The sequence below is a fragment of the Pseudofrankia sp. EUN1h genome, from assembly GCF_001854645.1.
In the GTDB taxonomy this organism is placed as follows: Bacteria; Actinomycetota; Actinomycetes; order Frankiales; family Frankiaceae; genus Pseudofrankia; species Pseudofrankia saprophytica.
Genome location: NZ_MBLN01000061.1, coordinates 79,856 through 97,230 on the forward strand (window position 1 = coordinate 79,856; position 17,375 = coordinate 97,230).

General features: G+C 72.6%; 13 protein-coding genes. 9 read left to right on the top strand and 4 right to left on the bottom strand.

The features are described 5' to 3' along the window. Positions 1–35: 35 nt before the first annotated feature. Positions 36–980 (bottom strand): alpha/beta hydrolase, encoded by a 945-nt coding sequence (locus BCD49_RS22200; protein WP_007513978.1) that lies wholly within the window; start codon positions 978–980, stop codon positions 36–38. 475 nt (positions 981–1,455) lie between these two features. Between BCD49_RS22200 and BCD49_RS22205 the strand changes: the two genes are divergently transcribed. The 4 genes from BCD49_RS22205 (at position 1,456) to BCD49_RS22220 (ending at position 7,160) form a co-directional block, all read left to right on the top strand. Next, positions 1,456–3,516, top strand: coding sequence for an alpha-ketoacid dehydrogenase subunit alpha/beta (locus BCD49_RS22205; protein WP_071041854.1), 2,061 nt, complete (start codon positions 1,456–1,458; stop codon positions 3,514–3,516). Then, a complete protein-coding gene (locus BCD49_RS22210) occupies positions 3,510–5,330 on the top strand; it encodes an AMP-binding protein (RefSeq protein WP_007513974.1) in 1,821 nt (606 codons plus the stop codon). Before BCD49_RS22205 ends, BCD49_RS22210 begins: the two co-directional genes overlap by 7 nt. Positions 5,331–5,469: 139 nt before the next feature. Then, positions 5,470–6,087, top strand: a complete 618-nt coding sequence (locus BCD49_RS22215) for a helix-turn-helix domain-containing protein (RefSeq protein ID WP_158072958.1) — start codon at positions 5,470–5,472, stop codon at positions 6,085–6,087. Positions 6,088–6,293: 206 nt separating this feature from the next. After that, on the top strand, positions 6,294–7,160 hold the full coding sequence (locus tag BCD49_RS22220; protein WP_007513971.1) for an SMP-30/gluconolactonase/LRE family protein: 867 nt from the start codon (positions 6,294–6,296) through the stop codon (positions 7,158–7,160). Between the two features lie 66 nt (positions 7,161–7,226). On the opposite strand, the gene BCD49_RS22225 is transcribed toward BCD49_RS22220, so the two are convergent. Continuing rightward, positions 7,227–8,246: an NAD-dependent epimerase/dehydratase family protein gene (locus tag BCD49_RS22225; protein ID WP_071041855.1), complete on the bottom strand. Its 1,020-nt coding sequence runs from the start codon at positions 8,244–8,246 to the stop codon at positions 7,227–7,229. 140 nt (positions 8,247–8,386) lie between these two features. On the opposite strand from BCD49_RS22225, the gene BCD49_RS22230 reads away from it, so the two are divergent. From BCD49_RS22230 to BCD49_RS22240, 3 genes are all read left to right on the top strand, one after another. After that, positions 8,387–8,935, top strand: a complete 549-nt coding sequence (locus tag BCD49_RS22230; protein WP_007513967.1) for a TetR/AcrR family transcriptional regulator — start codon at positions 8,387–8,389, stop codon at positions 8,933–8,935. 345 nt (positions 8,936–9,280) lie between these two features. Next, on the top strand, positions 9,281–10,147 hold the full coding sequence (locus tag BCD49_RS22235) for a LuxR C-terminal-related transcriptional regulator (protein ID WP_007513965.1): 867 nt from the start codon (positions 9,281–9,283) through the stop codon (positions 10,145–10,147). Positions 10,148–10,305: 158 nt separating this feature from the next. Continuing rightward, positions 10,306–12,783 carry a CaiB/BaiF CoA-transferase family protein gene (locus tag BCD49_RS22240; RefSeq protein WP_007513963.1) on the top strand — a complete coding sequence of 826 codons (2,478 nt, stop codon included), beginning with the start codon at positions 10,306–10,308 and terminating at the stop codon, positions 12,781–12,783. Between the two features lie 19 nt (positions 12,784–12,802). Here the strand turns inward: BCD49_RS22240 and BCD49_RS22245 are convergent, their stop codons facing one another. Further along, positions 12,803–13,993: an allantoate amidohydrolase gene (locus BCD49_RS22245; RefSeq protein ID WP_007513962.1), complete on the bottom strand. Its 1,191-nt coding sequence runs from the start codon at positions 13,991–13,993 to the stop codon at positions 12,803–12,805. A 99-nt stretch (positions 13,994–14,092) separates the two neighbouring features. Further along, complete coding sequence (locus BCD49_RS22250) at positions 14,093–15,265, bottom strand: NAD(P)/FAD-dependent oxidoreductase (RefSeq protein ID WP_007513960.1); 1,173 nt, start codon at positions 15,263–15,265, stop codon at positions 14,093–14,095. Positions 15,266–15,433: 168 nt separating this feature from the next. Between BCD49_RS22250 and BCD49_RS22255 the strand changes: the two genes are divergently transcribed. Together BCD49_RS22255 and BCD49_RS22260 are read left to right on the top strand one after the other, a co-directional pair. Beyond that, the gene (locus BCD49_RS22255) at positions 15,434–16,213 is read left to right on the top strand and encodes an SDR family oxidoreductase (protein ID WP_007513959.1); all 780 of its coding nucleotides are present in this window, start codon (positions 15,434–15,436) and stop codon (positions 16,211–16,213) included. A gap of 44 nt (positions 16,214–16,257) precedes the next feature. Beyond that, the gene (locus tag BCD49_RS22260) at positions 16,258–17,337 is read left to right on the top strand and encodes an NAD(P)H-dependent amine dehydrogenase family protein (protein WP_007513958.1); all 1,080 of its coding nucleotides are present in this window, start codon (positions 16,258–16,260) and stop codon (positions 17,335–17,337) included. Positions 17,338–17,375 lie beyond the last annotated feature (38 nt).

The window sequence follows — 17,375 nt, forward strand, 5'->3', positions numbered from 1 at the left end:
GCTCGGGGAATAGCGATGAATGCGGTTGGTGCGGGTCAGCCCGGCCTGCGCGAGGTCGTAACGAGCAGCTGGGCGGCGAACCAGCGCGACGCGTGCGCGGCGGCCTGGTCGAGCTTCGACCGGTCGCTGTATAGGGTCATGTGCGTCGTGTGCGGAAGGACCACGAGTTCCTTCTTCGCGGTCGGGAGGCGGTTGTACACGCCGATCTCGAGGTCCCACAGGGTGATGTCGTCGCCCTCGGCCACGATGACCATCGCCGGGGTGTCGTAGATCCGGTCGGCGAACGGCGTGACGTCGTAGTTCAGCAGCAGGTCGACCGACTCCATCGTGCTGCGGTTCTCGTACAGCGGCGCCTCGGTGGCCTGCAGCGCGGCGAAGGTGGTGCGCGTCTCGGGGAACGGCCAGGACGACAGCTCGCTGTCGGGTGTCTCGCTGGCATGCGGGATGTACAGGCGTTTTGCCGGGTCCTCGTAGCGCAGCCGGCGGTCCTCGAGGACGGCGTCCCACAGCTTGCGGTAGCCGAGGCCGCCGTGGACCCGGCGCATGTTCCGGTAGCCGTCGACCACCGGGATCTGGCTGACGATCGCCTTCACCCGCGGGTCGGTGGCCGCCAGGACGAGCACGTGGCCGCCGGAGTAGGAGATGCCCCAGGCGCCGAGCCGGTCCGGGTCGATGCCGTCGGCGCGTTCCAGGAAGCTCAGCGCGTTCTGGTAGTCGCGGATCTGTGCCCACGGGTCGAGGTGCTGGCGCGGCTCACCGTCGGAGACCCCGAGATTGCGGTAGTCGAACACCAGCGCCGCGATTCCCAGGGATGCGAACGCCTCCGCGTAGTAGGGCATGACGAGTTCTCGCACATAGCACCAGCCACCGGCCAGCACGACGGCGGGAACCTTCTCGGTGCTCGCGTCGACATCCGGGCGGTAGAGCCAGCCGCGTACGGTCGTGCCGTCGCTGCTGAACTCGACGTCTTCTCGGCGCATCGGAAGTCCTCCGGCGTGGGCAGGAGCGTGTGGAATGCCTTTGGTCAGGCGTTCGCCCGCCCCGGCCCATGGTCTTGGGGCTGGTATAGGAAGCGGTCGCGGCGACTTCTCGGTTTCGCGGCGTCCTGCTTATTACGGGTGCGTTACCCGTGGGCGTGTCGACCATCGTKGATGGCGTCCGTCACGTTGTCAAGTGGCACTTGACAGTCGGTCTGCGTGGCCGACCCTGGTTACTCTCGGTGTTGACGAACGGGGGTGTCAAGTCCCACTGGACACTCCTGTTCGGTTGGGGCTACGTTGGCCGCCACGGCCGAGTCGACCGGCCCGACCCCCTCGGCCGACCCCACGGACGGACCATCGCCGCTCGTCGCCGCCCGTCGCGCGCGGCCGGCGGGGCAGCGGAGCCTCGGCGGGTCGAGCCGTCACGCCCCGGCGAGCAGCCGGCGGTCGTCGTKCCCCCGGACGGGAGAGCCAGATGGATTGCGCGCGCTTACTCGACGCCTACGAACGCATGGTGCTGATCCGCCGTGTGGAGGAGCGGGTCGCCGTGCTGTACCGCGACGGGCTGGTGCCGGGATTCGTCCACACGTCGGTCGGCCAGGAGGCCTGCGCGGTCGGCGCCCTCGCCCACGCCCGCACCAGCGACGTGATCACGTCGACGCACCGCGGGCACGGTCACGTCCTCGCCAAGGGCCTGCCCCCACGACAGATGATGGCCGAGCTGATGGCCAAGGAGACCGGCGCCTGCCGCGGCCGCGGCGGCTCCATGCACGTCGCCGACCCCGGGCTCGGCATCTTCGGCGCGAACGGCATCGTCGGCGCCGGGCTGCCGATCGCGCTCGGCGCCGCGCACGCCCTGCGCCGCCGCGGCGGCGGAGATGCCGTCATCGCCTTCTTCGGCGACGGCGCCGTCGCGACCGGGGCCTTCCACGAGGCGATGAACATGGCCGCGCTCTGGCGGCTGCCGCTGGTGTTCTTCTGCGAGAACAACCGCTTCTCCGAGTTCTCCCGGGCCGAGGACCAGCATCCGGTGCCGTTGCGCGCGCGGGCCGGCGCCTACGGCATGGCGTTCGTGGAGCTGGCCGGCAACGACGTGGAGGCGGTCGCCGACGGGATGCGCCTGGTGCTGGACCAGGTCCGGGCCGGGAATGGCCCGGTGCTGGTCGAGAGCGTCACCACCCGGGTGCGCGGCCACTACGAGGGCGACGAGCAGCGCTACCGGGAGCGGGCGGACCTCGCCGACGCGACGGCCCGGGACCCGCTGCTGCTGACCCGGGCGCGGCTGCTCGACCTGGGCGTGCCGGCGGCGGACGTCGAGCGCGCCGAGCGGCGGGCTGAGGCGGACGTCGAGGACGCCGAGAAGTTCGCCCGGGAGTCTCCCGAACCGGATCCGGCCGGAGCCGCCGACCATGTCTATGCGGGGCGACCGGCTCGCCGGGCCGCGTCGGCCGTCGCGGCAATCCCGGCCACGTCGACGGCCGTCGGTGGGAGCGCCGTCTCGGCGGCGGGGCTGTCCCCGGCTGGCGGGCCGTCCCCGGCGGCGGTGTCCGCCGACGAGGCCGGCAGCCGCCCGTCGTCGGGCTCGCGCATCCTGCGGCAGGCGATGCGCGACGCCCTCGCCGCGGACCCGTCGGTCTTCCTCGCCGGCATCGACGTCGCCGGCGGCAACGTCTTCGGTCTCACCCGCGGCCTCGCCGGCGAGTTCCCCGACCGCGTGCTGGACACGCCGATCGCGGAGACCGCGATCATGGGCCTGGGGGTGGGCGCGGCCATGGCGGGCCTGCGTCCCGTCGTCGAGCTGATGTACCTGGACTTCCTGGGGGTCTGTCTCGATCAGATCATGAACCAGGCGGCCAAGCTGCGGTTCATGACCGGCGGCGCGGTCACCGTTCCGATGGTCGTGCGCACCCAGTTCGGGTCGGGCCGCTCGTCGGGCAGCCAGCACTCGCAGAGCCTGGAGACGCTCTTCGCGCACATCCCGGGCCTGACCGTGGTGATGCCCAGCTTCGGCGACGACGCCTACGGCCTGCTGCGGACCGCCATCGAGGACGACAACCCGGTGGTGTTCATCGAGAACCGGCTGTTGTACGAGCGGAAGTGGGCGATGCCCACCCCCGACCACCGCGTTCCGCTGGGCCAGGCCCGGGTGGTCCGTCCGGGCACCGACGTCACGATCGTGTCCTGGTCGCGAATGGTGTTCGAGGCGCTCGCCGCCGCCGAGACACTGTCGACGGAAGGCATCGACGCGGAGGTCCTGGACCTGCGCAYGATCGTCCCACTGGACCGGGAGGCGGTGCTCGCCTCACTCGCCCGGACGAACCGGCTGGTCATCGCGCACGAGGCGGTGGTCGACTTCGGGGTCGGCGCGGAGATCGCCGCGCTAGCCGTGAACGAGGGGTTCTGGTCGCTCGACGCGCCGGTGCGCCGGGTCGGGGCCGGCTACACGCCGGCGCCGTACGCCCCGTCGCTGGAACGCCGCTGGGAGGCGGGCGCCGCCGACATCGTCCAGGCCGTCCGGGAGGTGACGGCATGCTGAGCCCGACCAGGCCGCACGCGGTGGACCACTACGTTCTTCCCCAGGCGACGTTCACCGACCGGCTGCGCGAGACCGTGGCCGCGCGCGGCGACGAGCTCGCGGTGGTCGAGGGGGAGCGCCGGCTGACCTACGCCGAGCTCGCCGCGGCGGCCGAGCGGGTCGCCGCCGGGCTGCGGGCTCGCCACGTCGGCACCGGCGACGCCGTGCTGATCCAGCTCCCCAACTGGTGGGAGACGATGGTGGTCTCCTGGGGCGTCTTCCTCGCCGGCGCGGTGCTGGTGCCGGTGGTGCCCATCTACCGGGAACGGGAGCTGGGCCACATCGTCCGCCAGACCCGGCCGGCCGCGGCGTTCGTGCCCGAGCAGTACCGCTCCTACCGGCACGCCGAGGTGCTGCGGGAGGCGCTGCGCGCGGCGCGGCCCGCCCGGAGCGGATCATCGCCGGCGGACGACCGGCCGGAGGCGACGGTGGTCGCCGTGCGCGTGGGTGTCGAGGGCATCGCGGGTGCCGCGGGTGTCGAGTCGCTGTCCGACTGGCTGGCCGACCCGCCCGCCGGCGCGCCGGAGCCCGCCGCCGCACGGGGACAGGCACGGGCCGATCCGGGTGACATCGCGGTCGTGCTCTACACCTCGGGCACCACCTCAGCGCCGAAGGGCGTGCTGCACAGCCACCAGACGCTGCTCGCCGAGACCCGCGCCATGGCGAGCGCCGCCCGGCTCGGCCCGGCCGACCGGGTGTTCATGGCCTCCCCGCTCAGCCACATCACCGGTCTGTCGTACGGGTTGCTGCTGCCGGCGGACCTCGGCTGCCCGGTCGTCCTGCAGAGCCGGTGGGACGCCGCGGCCGCCCTCGACCTGATCGAGGAGTACCGCTGCGCCTTCACCGTCAGCGCCACGCCGTTCCTGCGCGGGCTGGCCGACGTCTACGCCGAGCGGGGGCGTCGCAGCGCGCTGCGGGTGTTCGTCTGCGGCGGCGCGGACATCCCGGCCGCGCTGGTCCGCCGGGCCCACGCGGCGATGGGCACGCGGGTGGTGCGCACCTACGGCTCGACCGAGCTGCCGACCTCCTCGATGGCCGACCCGTACGGGGACCTGGACGCCGCCGCTGCCGGGGAAGGACCGCCGATGGGTGACAACGAGCTGCGTTGCGACCCCGACGCCCTGTCCGGCGGGCCGGAGAGCTCAGCCGGGGCCGGGGCCGGGGCCGGGGCTGGAGCTGGGGCCGGGGCCGGGGCTGGAGCTGGAGCTGGAGCCGCCGGCTCGGCTGCCGCCGTCGGTGCCGGACGCGAGGGGGAGCTGCTGGTGCGCGGCCCGGAGCTGTTCCTGGGCTACCTCGACCGGGAGCTGAACCGGGACGCGTTCACCCCGGACGGCTTCTTCCGTACCGGGGACGTGGCCCGGATCGGCCCCGACGGCACCCTGGTCATCTCCGGGCGGATCAAGGACATCATCAACCGCGGCGGCGAGAAGTTCAGCGCCGCCGAGGTGGAGGCGGTGCTGCTCACCCACCCCGCCGTCCAGGACGTCGCCGTCGTCGCCAGCCCCGACCCGACGCTGGTGGAGCGTGCCTGCGCGTTCGTCGTGCCGGCGCCGGGCCGGACCCCGCCGACGCTGGCCGACCTGCGCGACCACCTGACCGGGGCGGGCCTCGCCATCCAGAAGGCCCCGGAGCTGCTGGTCGTGGTCGACGACCTGCCACGCACCCCGAGTGGGAAGGTGCAGAAGTTCGTGCTGCGGCGTCGCGCGGCGGCCGGCTCCTCACCACCCGCGTCGGTCGGCGCCGGCGAGGACCGGCCCGAGGCGGGAGGGAACTGACCCGCGTGGGACTGACGAAGAGCGGGGCATCCCGGTGCGCGCCGCGTACGCTCGGTGACGATTTTGTGGTCGTCACACGGAGGAGCCCCACGTGGCCGGGTCACGCAAGGCCGATCGATCTGGCCCTGGGGGTATGAGCGTGTCCGTTGGGTCTAACGTTCGGCACGCGCGGGAACGCGCTGGCCTGTCCGTGCGGGAGCTGGCGCGCCGCCTCGGGGTCTCCGCGAGCTTCCTGTCCCAGTTCGAGCTGGGCCAGAGCCAGGCGGCGGTGAACACGCTGTTCGCCATCGCGACGGAGCTCGGCGTCTCCCTCGACGAGCTGCTGGGCCACAGCGTGCCGCCGCGGGCCGCGCCGCCGGCCGCCCCGGCGGCGAACGCCGACGGCGTCGGCGATGGGCGAGGGGCGAACGGCGCCGCGCCGACGGGCCCCGCGCCGGAGCCGACCCCGGTGCCGGAGTACCTCGCCTTCCAGACCGGTGTCCGCTGGCGCCGCCTGGTCGAGCCGGTCGACGAGCACGTCGACTTCCTGCTGACGGACTACGAGCCGGGGGCGGACTCGGCGCCGGCCGACCAGCCGCAACGGCATCGGGGCACCGACTACGGCTACATCCTCGAAGGAACGCTGACCATCATCATCGACGGCCAGACCCGCCAGGTAGGGCCGGGCGAGGCGATCAGGATCAGCGGCGACGTCCCCCACCGGCTGCGCAACGAGACCAGCCAGCTCGTCCGTGCCATCTGGTTCGTCACCGACTAGGCGGCGGCCGCGGTCCGGCGTCGCCGTACGTCTCCGGCGACACCCTCGCCGTCGACGGAGGGATGTCACAGGACACCGACGCCGCCGACCGGGCCGTGGACCAGTGCTCGACCGGGTTCGTCCGGTTGAGCACAATGTCGGACCGTGTGCCCGATTCGATCCGGGTGCTCGATTCGGTACGCCCGGTGCGGCATGGAGGTCCACGCATGAAGGTCCTGGCCAGCGGCTTGCGGTTCCCCGAAGGACCGATCGCGCTCGATGACGGTTCGGTGCTCGTGGTCGAGATCGAGGGTGGCGCGCTGACCCGCGTCGCGGCGGACGGCGCGCTGTCCCCCATCCACTGCGGCGGTGGTCCCAACGGCGCGGCCCTCGGCCCCGACGGCGCCGTCTACGTCTGCAACAACGGTGGGCTGGCCTTCAAGACCGAGGACCAGATCCGGTTTCCGTACTGGATGGCCGAGGGCAACGAGGGCGGATACGTCCAACGAGTMGACCTGTCCACGGGCAGCGTCGAGGTCGTGTTCACCCAGGTAGACGGCACGCCTATCGGCAATCTCAACGACATCGTGTTCGACGAGCACGGCTCGTGCTACATCGTCGACACCACCCGCGGCGTGCTGTACTACGCCGATCCCGCGGCGGGCACGATCCGGATCGCTATGGAAGGCCTCGAGTATCCCAACGGTATGGGGCTGTCGCCGGACGGCGCGAAGCTCTACGCCTCGGAGACCTACTCGGGGCGGGTGCTCGCCTGGGACGTGAAGGCACCCGGCTCCCTCGGCGCCACCACCGAGCTGTACTCCACCGGCGGCGAGCATCACTGGGACGGCCTGGCGATCGACGGGGCCGGCAACGTCTGCGCCTCGAATCTGGAGAAGTCGGGGATCACGGTGATCAGCCCGGGCGGCGAGGTTCTCCGGGAGTTCGTGACGCCCGAGCACGACCCCTACGTGACCAACATCTGCTTCGGTGGCCCGGACGGCGACACCGCGTTCATCTGCTCGGCGGGGCGCGGCGTTCTCTACTCGCTCCAGTGGCCCTGGCCGGGCCTTCGGCTCAACTTCGCGCGCTGAGCGACAGGCCTGAGCGGCCGGCGTGAGAGACAGGCCTGAGAGACCGGGCTGAGCTGGGCGAGGTGGTCAGACGACGCCGTGCTCGCRCAGGCTGCGAGCGCAGTCGAGGACGGCGTCGGCGGCCGGGCGCGGCCGCCAGCCCAGCAGCTCGTGAGCCTTGGCGGTGCTGTGCCTGCTCCGGCGGCCGAGCGCCGGGGCGATCTCGCGCAACGCCGGGTCGCGCCGCGCCGCCAGCCGGACGGCGAAGTCGGGCACCCCCCTGGTGGACACCCGCGCGGCCGCCGGGCCGAGGCACGAGCGCAGCAGCTGTGCGATCTCCCGCATCCAGATGAACTCTCCGGTGCCGAGGAAGCGCTGCCCGGCCCCCGCCGAGCTCTCCAGGGCGCGCAGGTGGAGGTCGACGAGGTCGCGGACGTCGACGACCTCGAGCCCGATGCGGGGGACGCGAGGCATCGTGCCACTGAGCATGCGGGCGATGATCCCGACCGAGCCGATCGTCGCGGTGGACAGGATCGGGCCGAAGACGGCGCCGGGCAGGACCGTGACGAGCTCCGGTGCGCTCGCCCGCGAGGCCGTGAATTCCCAGGCCGCCTTCTCGGCGAGTGTCTTGGCGCGCCGGTAGGGGATCAGGGTGAGGTCGTCGGGGTCGGTCCACAGCGTCTCGTCGGTGACGCCCTCGGTCGTGTACGACGACGGGCTGGCCGCGTTCGCCGCCGAGGTCAGCACCACGCGACGCACGCCCGCGTCCGCGGCGGCGTGCAGGACCCGCAGGGTGCCGTCCACCGCCGGGCGGATGAGCGACTCGGGGCCCGCGTCCGAGCTGATTCCCATCGGGGACGCGACGTGCAGGACGTGCTCGACCCCGACCATCGCCTCTGCCCAGCCGTCGTCCGCGGACAGGTCGGCCGTGGTGAAGCTGAGGCGGCCGGACGAGCCGGTGGCGGGGGCCGTGGTCTTGGCGACCTCGGCCGCCCGGGCCTGATCGCGCAGGGTCGCGCGAACGTCGAGGCCGCGGCGCAGCAGCTCGGCGATGACCCAGCCGCCGACGTAGCCGCTACCGCCGGTGACGAGGATTGGTCCGGTCATGGTCGGCTCCTTCGAGGCGGGGTGGCAATATAAGTGGAGTGGTCTCCGTTGATGGGTCGACTGTAGTGGAGGGCGCTCCACTTTGCCGAACCCGAGATCCGCCAAACCCGAGATCTGCCAAGCCTCGAAGGACCGCGCACATGAGCTCGCAGCCGACCCGCGCCGACGCGCTCCAGAACCGGGAGCGGATCCTGGCCGCCGCGCGGGCCGCGCTCAGCGAGGACGGCGCGGCCTCGCTGAGCGCGATCGCCCGGCGCGCGGGGGTCGGGATCGCGACCCTGTACCGGCGCTTCCCCACCCGGGAGGCGCTGGTGATGGAGCTCTACCGCAACGACATCGGCCAGCTCATCGACCTGGCGCCCGCGTTGCTGACGGAGTATCCGCCGCTGGAGGCGCTCGGGCGCTGGTTCGATGAGGTCGCCCGCTACGCCCGGCTCAAGTTCGGCGTCTCCGAGGTCGTGCACGCCGCGACGAACGGCGGCCTCGACGATCCGGCGTACGAGCCGTTTGTCGCGGCTATCGCGACCCTGCTGACGGCGGGGGAGAAGGCCGGCGTTCTCAAGCCCGGACTCGATCCCGAGGACGTGCTTCTGCAGCTCAGCGTGCTGTGGCGGATCGACCCGAAGAACGGTGACGCGCGCATCGACCGGATCCTGGCGCTCATCCTCGACGGTCTCCGCGCTCGGTGACGACCGCCTGAGGAGCTACACCCTGACGGATGACGCCCCAAGGGGTGATACCCGAGGCCGGGCCGCTCACTTCGGTGGCCCAGGACTCKGGTCGGTCTTCCACCGGTGCCCTCGTGCGGTGCCCTGGTGGGTGTGTATATGCACGGTCATTTGGCCGGTAAGCAACCTCCTGGCCGGCTCGGCTTATTGGCCGGCCCGGTCTATTGGTTGTCCGGGACGAGACACCGGCCGTATTCTTCCGGCACGGGTCGCCGGCCAGGTTCAGGAAATGGAGGAACACCTGGTCGCCTCGATCGTCGAGATCCCGTAGGTTGGTGGCTTGGGGGGTTGTTGAGGAGAGCAACAATGACATCTGAGTCGTCTGACCGCGTCGAGGTCGACGAGTTTCTCACCAAGGTGACGTCCCGGTTGAGGGAACGTTTCGACGCCGATATCGCCCTTGCCGGCCGCGTCCATCCCCGCACCAGGGCGCTGACCATACGATGCGCCGACGGTGCGCGAATGGACCAATATCTGGGGGCGACAGCGGCTCCGGATCAGGGTATTGGCGGTCGGGTCGTCGCCCTGGGCCGGCACGTGACGACCGCGACCAGAGACGGGCGCGCGCAGGCCACCGCCGCCTGCCCGGGTCTGGCGGACTGCCAGGAGGACATCTGTTCCATGCTCGCCGTCCCACTGCGATTGGACGGCCGCGTGGTGTTCGTCTTCTACCTGGCCTGGCGGTCCGACAAGTCGACGGGTGCCACGACGACCAGGTCCGCGCTGTCGTTCGTCCGGGAGGTGGAGGCCTTCGCCGCCCAGGCCGCCAGGAGGCACGGGATCGCCGCCCCGCGGCAGTGGAACGTGGACGCGCGGGCGCTGCTCCAGATCGACGGCGAACTGGAACGACTGACCGACGAGGTCTCCGCGCCGCCCGCCCGGGCGAGGATCGCCGCCATCCGCAACCTGCTCGAGGACAGCGTCCTGAAGTCGATCGCCGGGGATGAGGCCGGGGATGAGGCCGCGGCGGAGGTCGCGGTCGCGCTCACCCGCCGGGAGCTGGACGTTCTCGGGCTGGTGGCCGAAGGGCTCTCCAACGCCGAGACCGCGGAGCGGCTGGTGGTGAGCCCGGAGACGGTCAAGGCCTACCTGCGCACCATCCGGAGCAAGCTCGGCGTGCGCAACCGGACCGCGGCCGTCAACGTGGCCCGGAGGTCCGGCCTGCTGCAGTGACGCGCCGTCACCGCCTCGCCGCCGGCGTTCCTGGCGTTCCCGGCGTCGCGGCGGACCGTCCACCTGTTTGCCTGGCGTCTGGGCGTCGGCGGTCGTATGAAGGTGGCGACCGGACGAGCGGCGGGCCGTCCTGCGCGACCTGATGGCGGTGAGCTGGCGTGACTGCGCGGCCCGACCCGGACCCCGACCACTTAGCGATGGGCGAGGCGCCGGCCGGCGGACCGCCGGCTGATGCCCCGCCGACCGGCGGTCCGCCGCCTGACGGCCCGCCACCTGGCGGCCCGCTGACGGGCCTGCGGGTGGCCGAGTGGTCCCGATCCATCGCTGGCGGCTATGCCGGCCGCCTCCTCCACGACGCCGGCGCGCACGTGACCCGCCTCGGTGCCCCGGGCGCCCCGTCGCTCCGACCGGCGCTCAGCGGCTATCTGCACTTCGGCAAGGTCGACCAGCCAGGCGTTCTGGCCGACGTCGCCGCGCTCGGCGCCGACATCGTCATCCTCGAGCTTCCCGACGCCCCCGGCGAGGAGCTCCTCGCCGGCTTCGGCGACGCGGCCGTGGTGGTGATCACCCCCTGGGGCCTGCGTGGGCCCTGGGCGGGTACCGGCCGACCCTGGAGCGAGCTGACGATCCAGGCGGAGTCCGGCTCGCTGTCCATGCGTGGGCTGCCGGGCCGACCCCCGCTCATGACCGGCAGCTCCGAGGGCCTCTGGGTCACGGGCACGATGGCCGCGGCGGCCGCCGTCGCCGCCCTCCAGGGTGGCCGCGCCCACCGGCTGGTCGACGCCCCGCTGCTCGAGGTCACCGCGTACGCCACGAACCTCTTCCAGGACGTCGGCGCCTCCATCACCGCCGCCTCGCCGGCGACGCCGCCGTCCCGCAACCGGCTGAACCCGTCGGTCGAGCCGGCCTCGGACGGCTGGGTCGGCTTCAACCTGGCCTCGGCCCAGAACCACGAGGACTTCGTCGTCCTGATCGAGCGCCCCGACTGGCTCGGCGACCCGCAGATGACCACGCACCTCGGTCGTTACCAGCGGTTTGACGAGTTCACCGCCGCGGTGCGGGCCTGGACCCGGCGGCACACCGTCGCCGAGGTGGTCGAGCAGGCGTCCGCCTTCCGGATCCCGTGCGCGCCGGTGCACAACGGCCAGACGATCCTGACGGACCCGCACGTCGTCGACCGTGGCTTCTACCAGCCGAACGCGCACGACCCCGGCTTCCTGGAGCCGGCGCCGCCGTTCCTGTTCGACGGGGTCCGGCCGCGACGCGACAAGGAGCCACGTCCCGTGGCGCGGGCGGCAACGTGGGCCGGTGCCGGTGCCGGTGCCGGTGCCGGTGCCGGTACTGGGACTGGGACTGGTGTTGGTGTTGGGGCCGACTCGCCGGACGACGCCCTGCCCTTCGAGGGCCTGCGCGTGCTCGACCTCGGCACCTGGTGGGTTGGCGGCTTCGTCGGTACGGCGCTCGGCGCGCTCGGCGCGGATGTGCTCAAGGTGGAGAGCACCCGGCGCGTCGACGGCGCCCGCCTGGTCGGCCCCGCCCCGGCGACCCAGGACCACTGGTGGGAGCTGGGCGCCTTCTACCTGGGCGCGAACAGCGACAAGCGCTCCATCACCGTCGACTTCTCCGCGCCCGCCGGCCGGGAGCTGCTGACGCGGTTGATCGCGGAGGCCGACGTGCTGATCGAGAACTACGCGCCGCGGGTGCTGGAGTCGGCCGGGTTCGACTGGGACACGGTGCACGAGATCAACCCGCGGCTGGTCATGCTCCGKATGCCCGCGTTCGGCCTGACGGGGCCGCGCCGATCGATGGTCGGCTACGCGCAGACCGTCGAACAGTTCTCCGGCCTGTGCTGGCGGACCGGCTACCCGGACGTCGCCCCGCACAACCCCAGCGGCCCCGCCGACCCGATGGCCGCCGCGAACTCGTTCTTCGCGCTCTCCTCGGCGCTGCTCGCCGCCCGCCGGACGGGCACGAGCACGGGCATGCGGACGGGGACGCTCGTCGAGTCGCCGTTGGCCGAGGCCGCGCTGGTGATGGCGAGCGAACAGGTCATCACCTGGACGTCCGAGGGTGTCCTGTTGGAACGGCTGGGCAACCGGGACGCCGTCGCCGCTCCGCAGGGCGTCTTCCCGACGGCCGAGCCCGACCGATGGGTCGCCCTCACCGTCGCGGCCGACGAGCAGTGGCGGGCGCTCGCCAGGCTGATGGACTCCGGCCCCTGGGCCGACGACCCGGAACTCGCCACCGCCGAGGGCCGGCGGGCGCGGGCCGACGAGCTCGAGAGGCGGATCGCCGCGTGGACGGCCGGGCAGGAACGCGGGGCGCTCGTCGAGCGGCTGGTCGCGGCGGGCATTCCGGCGGGCGAAGTCAGGGACGGCCGGTTCGTCCACGACCACCCGCACCTGGCGGCGCGTGGTTCCTACCGGCCCGTCGAGCTGCCGTGGGCGGGGACCGTCCCGCTGCCGTCGCTGCCGGTCCGCGCCGCCTCCGGCGGCTGGGCGCATCGCCGCCGCCCGCCGACGCTCGGCGAGCACAACATCGAGGTGCTGGGCGCCGAGCTGGGCCTGGACGAGGCGCGGCTCGCCGAGCTCGCGGCGGCCGGCGTCATCGGAACCGTGCCGCGGGGCGTCGAATAGGTCCCATCAGGCGGTCCGGTCAGCTTGCCGCCAGCGAGCGCAGCACCGTCGCCAGCGCCACGGCGCCGGCCTCGCAGTCGGCCGGCTCGGCGTACTCGGCGGGGGAATGCGAGACACCCGTCGGGTTGCGCACGAACAGCATCGCCGAGCGGATGCCGTGCGCGGCGAGCACGCCGGCGTCGTGCCCCGCGCCGGTACCGATGATCGGAGCCCCGCCGAGCAGCTCCGCGAGATCGGCCGCCAGGGCCGGATCGAACCGGGTGGTGGCGGTGAACGACTCCTCGACGGCGCGGATGCCCAGGGCGTCCTCGATCGACGGGACCAGGCGGCGGACGGCCTCCTCGTCGGCCCCGCGGCCGTCGAGCCAGCCGGTCGCCGCCGAGGGGATCGCGTTGACCCCGTTCGGGATCATGCGTACCTTGCCCACGGTCGCGAAGCAGCCCAGCCCGGTGGCCACCTCACGGGCCGTCAGGATCAGCGCCGCGAGCTTCAGCGACGGGTCGTCACGATCGGCCAGCCGGGTCGTGCCGGCGTGGTTGGCCTCGCCGGCGAAGTCGAAGCGCCAGCGCCCGTGCGGCCAGATCGAGGAGGCCACCGCGACGGGCGAGCCCTCGTCGACGAGCCAGCGGCCCTGCTCGATGTGCAGCTCGACGAAGGTCCCGACCCGCGCGAGGGCGGCGTCGTCGCGGTCGAGCTCGTTGGGGTCCCGGCCCGCGCGGGCGAGCGCCTCGGCGAGCGTGACGCCGTCGCCGTCCGTGAGGGCGAGGGCGCGGTCGCGCGGCATCGCGCCGGTCAGCACCCGCGAACCGGTGCAGGCGACGCCGAAGCGGGCGCCCTCCTCGTCGACGAAGTTCGCGACGCCGATCGCGCGAGCCGGGGTGAACCCGTCGCGGCGCAGCGCCTCGACGGCGCGCAGGGCCGAGACCACGCCGAGCGGGCCGTCGAAGTTGCCCCCGCCGGGCACCGAGTCGAGGTGCGACCCGGTCACCACACCGGGGCGCCCGGCGGCCAGGGACGCGTCGGGGTCGCCCCACCAGGCCCACTGGTTTCCCACCCGGTCCTCGGTGACGGTGAGTCCCACGGCCTCGGCCGCTGCGCGGAACCACTCCCGCAGCGTGAGGTCCTCGTCCGTCCAGGCGAAGCGGCGGTAGCCCCCGGTCGGGGCGCGCCCGACGTCGTCGAGATCGCCCAGCATGCTCTCGACGGACATCAGGCTCCTCCAACGCTCGTTCGGCCGTCGCTCATCGCTCATCGCTCATCGCTCGTCGCGTCGCTCGTCGCGCGCCGTTCATCATCCGGCGCGCCTCGCTCAGCGCATCTCGCCGGCGCCCACGTACGGGAATCGGCTCGTCAGCGGATTCCCCTCGGCGAAGCGCTCCAGGCGGAAGTCGGCCCCCGGGATGTCCGGGTCGTGGCTGTCGCCGTCGAGGACCAGGTCGGCCATCAGCACGCCGACCGCTGGGCTGATCTTGAAGCCGTGGCCGGAGAAGCCGGCCGCGAGGAACAGCCCGGCCGCGCCGGCCGGCGCGACAACGGGGTTCCAGTCGGGCGTGACGTCGTAGCAGCCGGCGTATGTATGGGCCACCGACGGCTCGGGGAACCCGTCGAAGCGGTGCAGCACCTTCTCGGCCGCCCGCTCCAGGCCGGCCTCGCTGGCCTGGTTGGAGTAGTCGTCCGGGTCGGCGAACGACGGCTGGCTGTGGTCGCTGTTGCCGACCAGCAGTTCGCCCGAGCCCTCGATCCGCGCGTACTGCAGGCTGACCAGGTCGGAGAGCACCGGCAGGTCCCGCAGCGGCTCGCCGGCGTCGACGACCAGCAGCTCCGAGCGAACCGACTGGACGGGCAGGTCGACGCCGACGCCGGCCATCAGCCCGCCTGACCACCAGCCCGCGGCCACGACGACGACGTCCGCGTCGACCACGTCGCCGCCGGCCAGCTCGACGCCGGTCACCGCGTCGCCGCGGGTCAGGACGCGGGCCACCGGCGTTCCCTGCCGGATGCGGGCGCCGCCGTCGCGGGCTTCGCGGCCGAAGTGGTTCGCGAGCTGCGAGGCGTCGGCGTACCCACCACGGGGTTCGTAGGAGAAGGCGGCGAGGTCGTCGAGGCGCAGGTACGGCCACAGCCCGGCCGCCCGGTCGTGGGAGATCATCTCGACGTCGATCCCGAGCCGCTGGTGGATCTCGGTGTTGGCGCGCAGAGGTTCCGCGTTCCCGGCGCCCACGGCGACCAGGTAGCCGACCTGCCGGAACCCGACGGCCGCGCCCAGCTCCTCGAACACCGGCAGGCTGCGCCAGGCCATCGCGGCGAGGGACGGCACGCCGTAGTGGCACCGCACGATGCCGCTGGACTTCCCGGTCCCGCCGCTCGCCAGCGTCGCCCGTTCGAGCACGAGCACGTCGCGCACCCCGCGGGTGGTCAGGGCGCGGGCGATCGAAAGGCCGATCAGCCCGCCACCGACGATCACGACCCGCCCGCCGGTCACGGCACCCTCCGCTCCATCTGGCCTCCCGGCTCGTCCGCGTCCCAGCTCGCCCGCCGACGCTAGCCAACCCGAAAGCCGCTGGCGGGACTGGTGGCGAGGCGTTACCGGCGTCACTATGTGAAATCCGGTTTCGCCCGCCGGGGTCGAGGCCAGGGGAGAGGAACGAGAATGCTGCTGCGGAACAAGACCACTGTCGTCACCGGGGTGGGAAGTGGCCTGGGCCGGGAGATGGCCACCTCCATGCTCGCCGCCGGCGCGAACGTGGTCGTCGCCGCCCGGTCGGCCGACGGTTTACGCCAGACCGCGAAGGAGTTAGACCCGACGGGTGAGCGGATTCTCCCGCACCCCGCGGACATCTGCGACGAGGAGAGCTGCCAGTCGCTTGTCGCCGCGGCCGTGGACCGTTTCGGCTCGGTCGACGCCGTGGTCCAGGTCGCCGCCTACGAGGACGCGTTCGGCGGCCTGTTCGACGCGGACCTCACGAAATGGAGCCGGGCCTTCGACACGAATGTCCTCGGCAGTCTTCGGCTGCTGCGGGCCGTCGTCCCGGTCATGAAGGAGCGGGGCGGCGGCTCGGTCGTCCTGGTCGGCAGCCAGTCGGCGTTCAAGGTCGCTATGCCCCAGGCGGGTTACGCGGCGTCCAAGGGCGCCCTGCTGTCGGCGATGTACTACCTCGCCGACGAGCTCGGCCCCGACGGGATCCGGGTGAACACCGTCGTGCCCAGCTGGATGTGGGGCCCCAACGTCCAGCTCTACGTCGACTTCCGCGCCCAGGCGGAGGGAAAGTCGACCGACGAGATCCTCGAGGAGATCACCGGGCGGTTCCCGCTGCGCCGCATGACGGAGGACCGCGAGGTGGCCGACACCGCGGTGTTCTTCTGCTCGGACCTCTCCAGGGCCGTCACCGGCCAGTACCTCCTGGTCAACAGCGGCGAACTGATGCGCTAGCCGACGCACCGCCAACTGGTATCCCGACCACCCAGGAGTGCGTCATGAAGTACCAGGTCATCGTGTGGGGAACTGGATTCGTCGGCAAGCGGGTCATCCGGGAGCTCGTCGAACACCCGGTCTTCGAACTGGTCGGAGTCATCGTCGCGGACCCGGCAAAGGACGGGGTCGATGCCGGCGAGATCGCCGGCATCGGGCCCATCGGGGTCACGGCCACGCGCGACGCGCGGTCGGTTCTGGGCCGCGGCGCGGACGCCGTCGCCTATTTCGGCCCGACCGCGGCGTACGCCGCCGAGAACATCGCGAACATGTCACTGGCGCTGCGCGCCGGCGTCAACGTCGTCTCCACGGCCATGACGCCGCTCGTCTACCCGCCCGCCTGCTCGGAAGAGCTCACCAGCGAGCTGTCCCAGGCCTGCGCCGAGGGCGTGGCCAGCTGCTTCACGACCGGCATCGACCCGGGATTCGCGAACGACCTCTTCCCGATGACGCTGATGGGCCTGACGGGGCGGGTCGACTCGGTGCGGATCCAGGAGATCCTTGACTATTCCACCTATACCGGCGACTACAGCCCGATGGGGCTCGGCGACCCGGTGGAGACGCAGGCGCTCCTGGAGATCCCGGAGCTCCTCATCTTCGGCTGGGGCCACACGATCCCGATGATCGCCGACGCCGTCGGGGCGAAGCTGGAGAAGATCGACACGATCTGGGAGAAGTGGGCGGCGCCCGAGCCCATCGACTTCCCGAACGGGCGGATCGAGGTCGGCCACACCGCGGCCGTGCGTTTCGAGATCCGGGGATGGGTCGACGGCGAGCCCCGCATCGTCGTCGAGCACTGCAACCGCATCACCCACGCGGCGGCGCCCGAGTGGCCCCGGCCGAAGATGGTCGACAACGACGCCTACCGGGTCACGGTGCAGGGCAGCCCGAACATCGAGCAGGAGACGGCGTTCCGCGCCTTCGACTCCGGCGACCCCAACGAGGGCGGCTGCCTGGCGAACGGGATGCGCGCGGTCAACACCATCCCCGCCGTGGTCGCCGCCGATCCCGGCCTCCTCTCGCCGCTCGACCTCCCGCTGGTCCCGGGCTTCGGCACCCTGCGCCCCACCGTCGCGGGTCGGTAGCCCCGGCGAGGGCCCGCTGGGCCGGTTCGGCGGGTGAT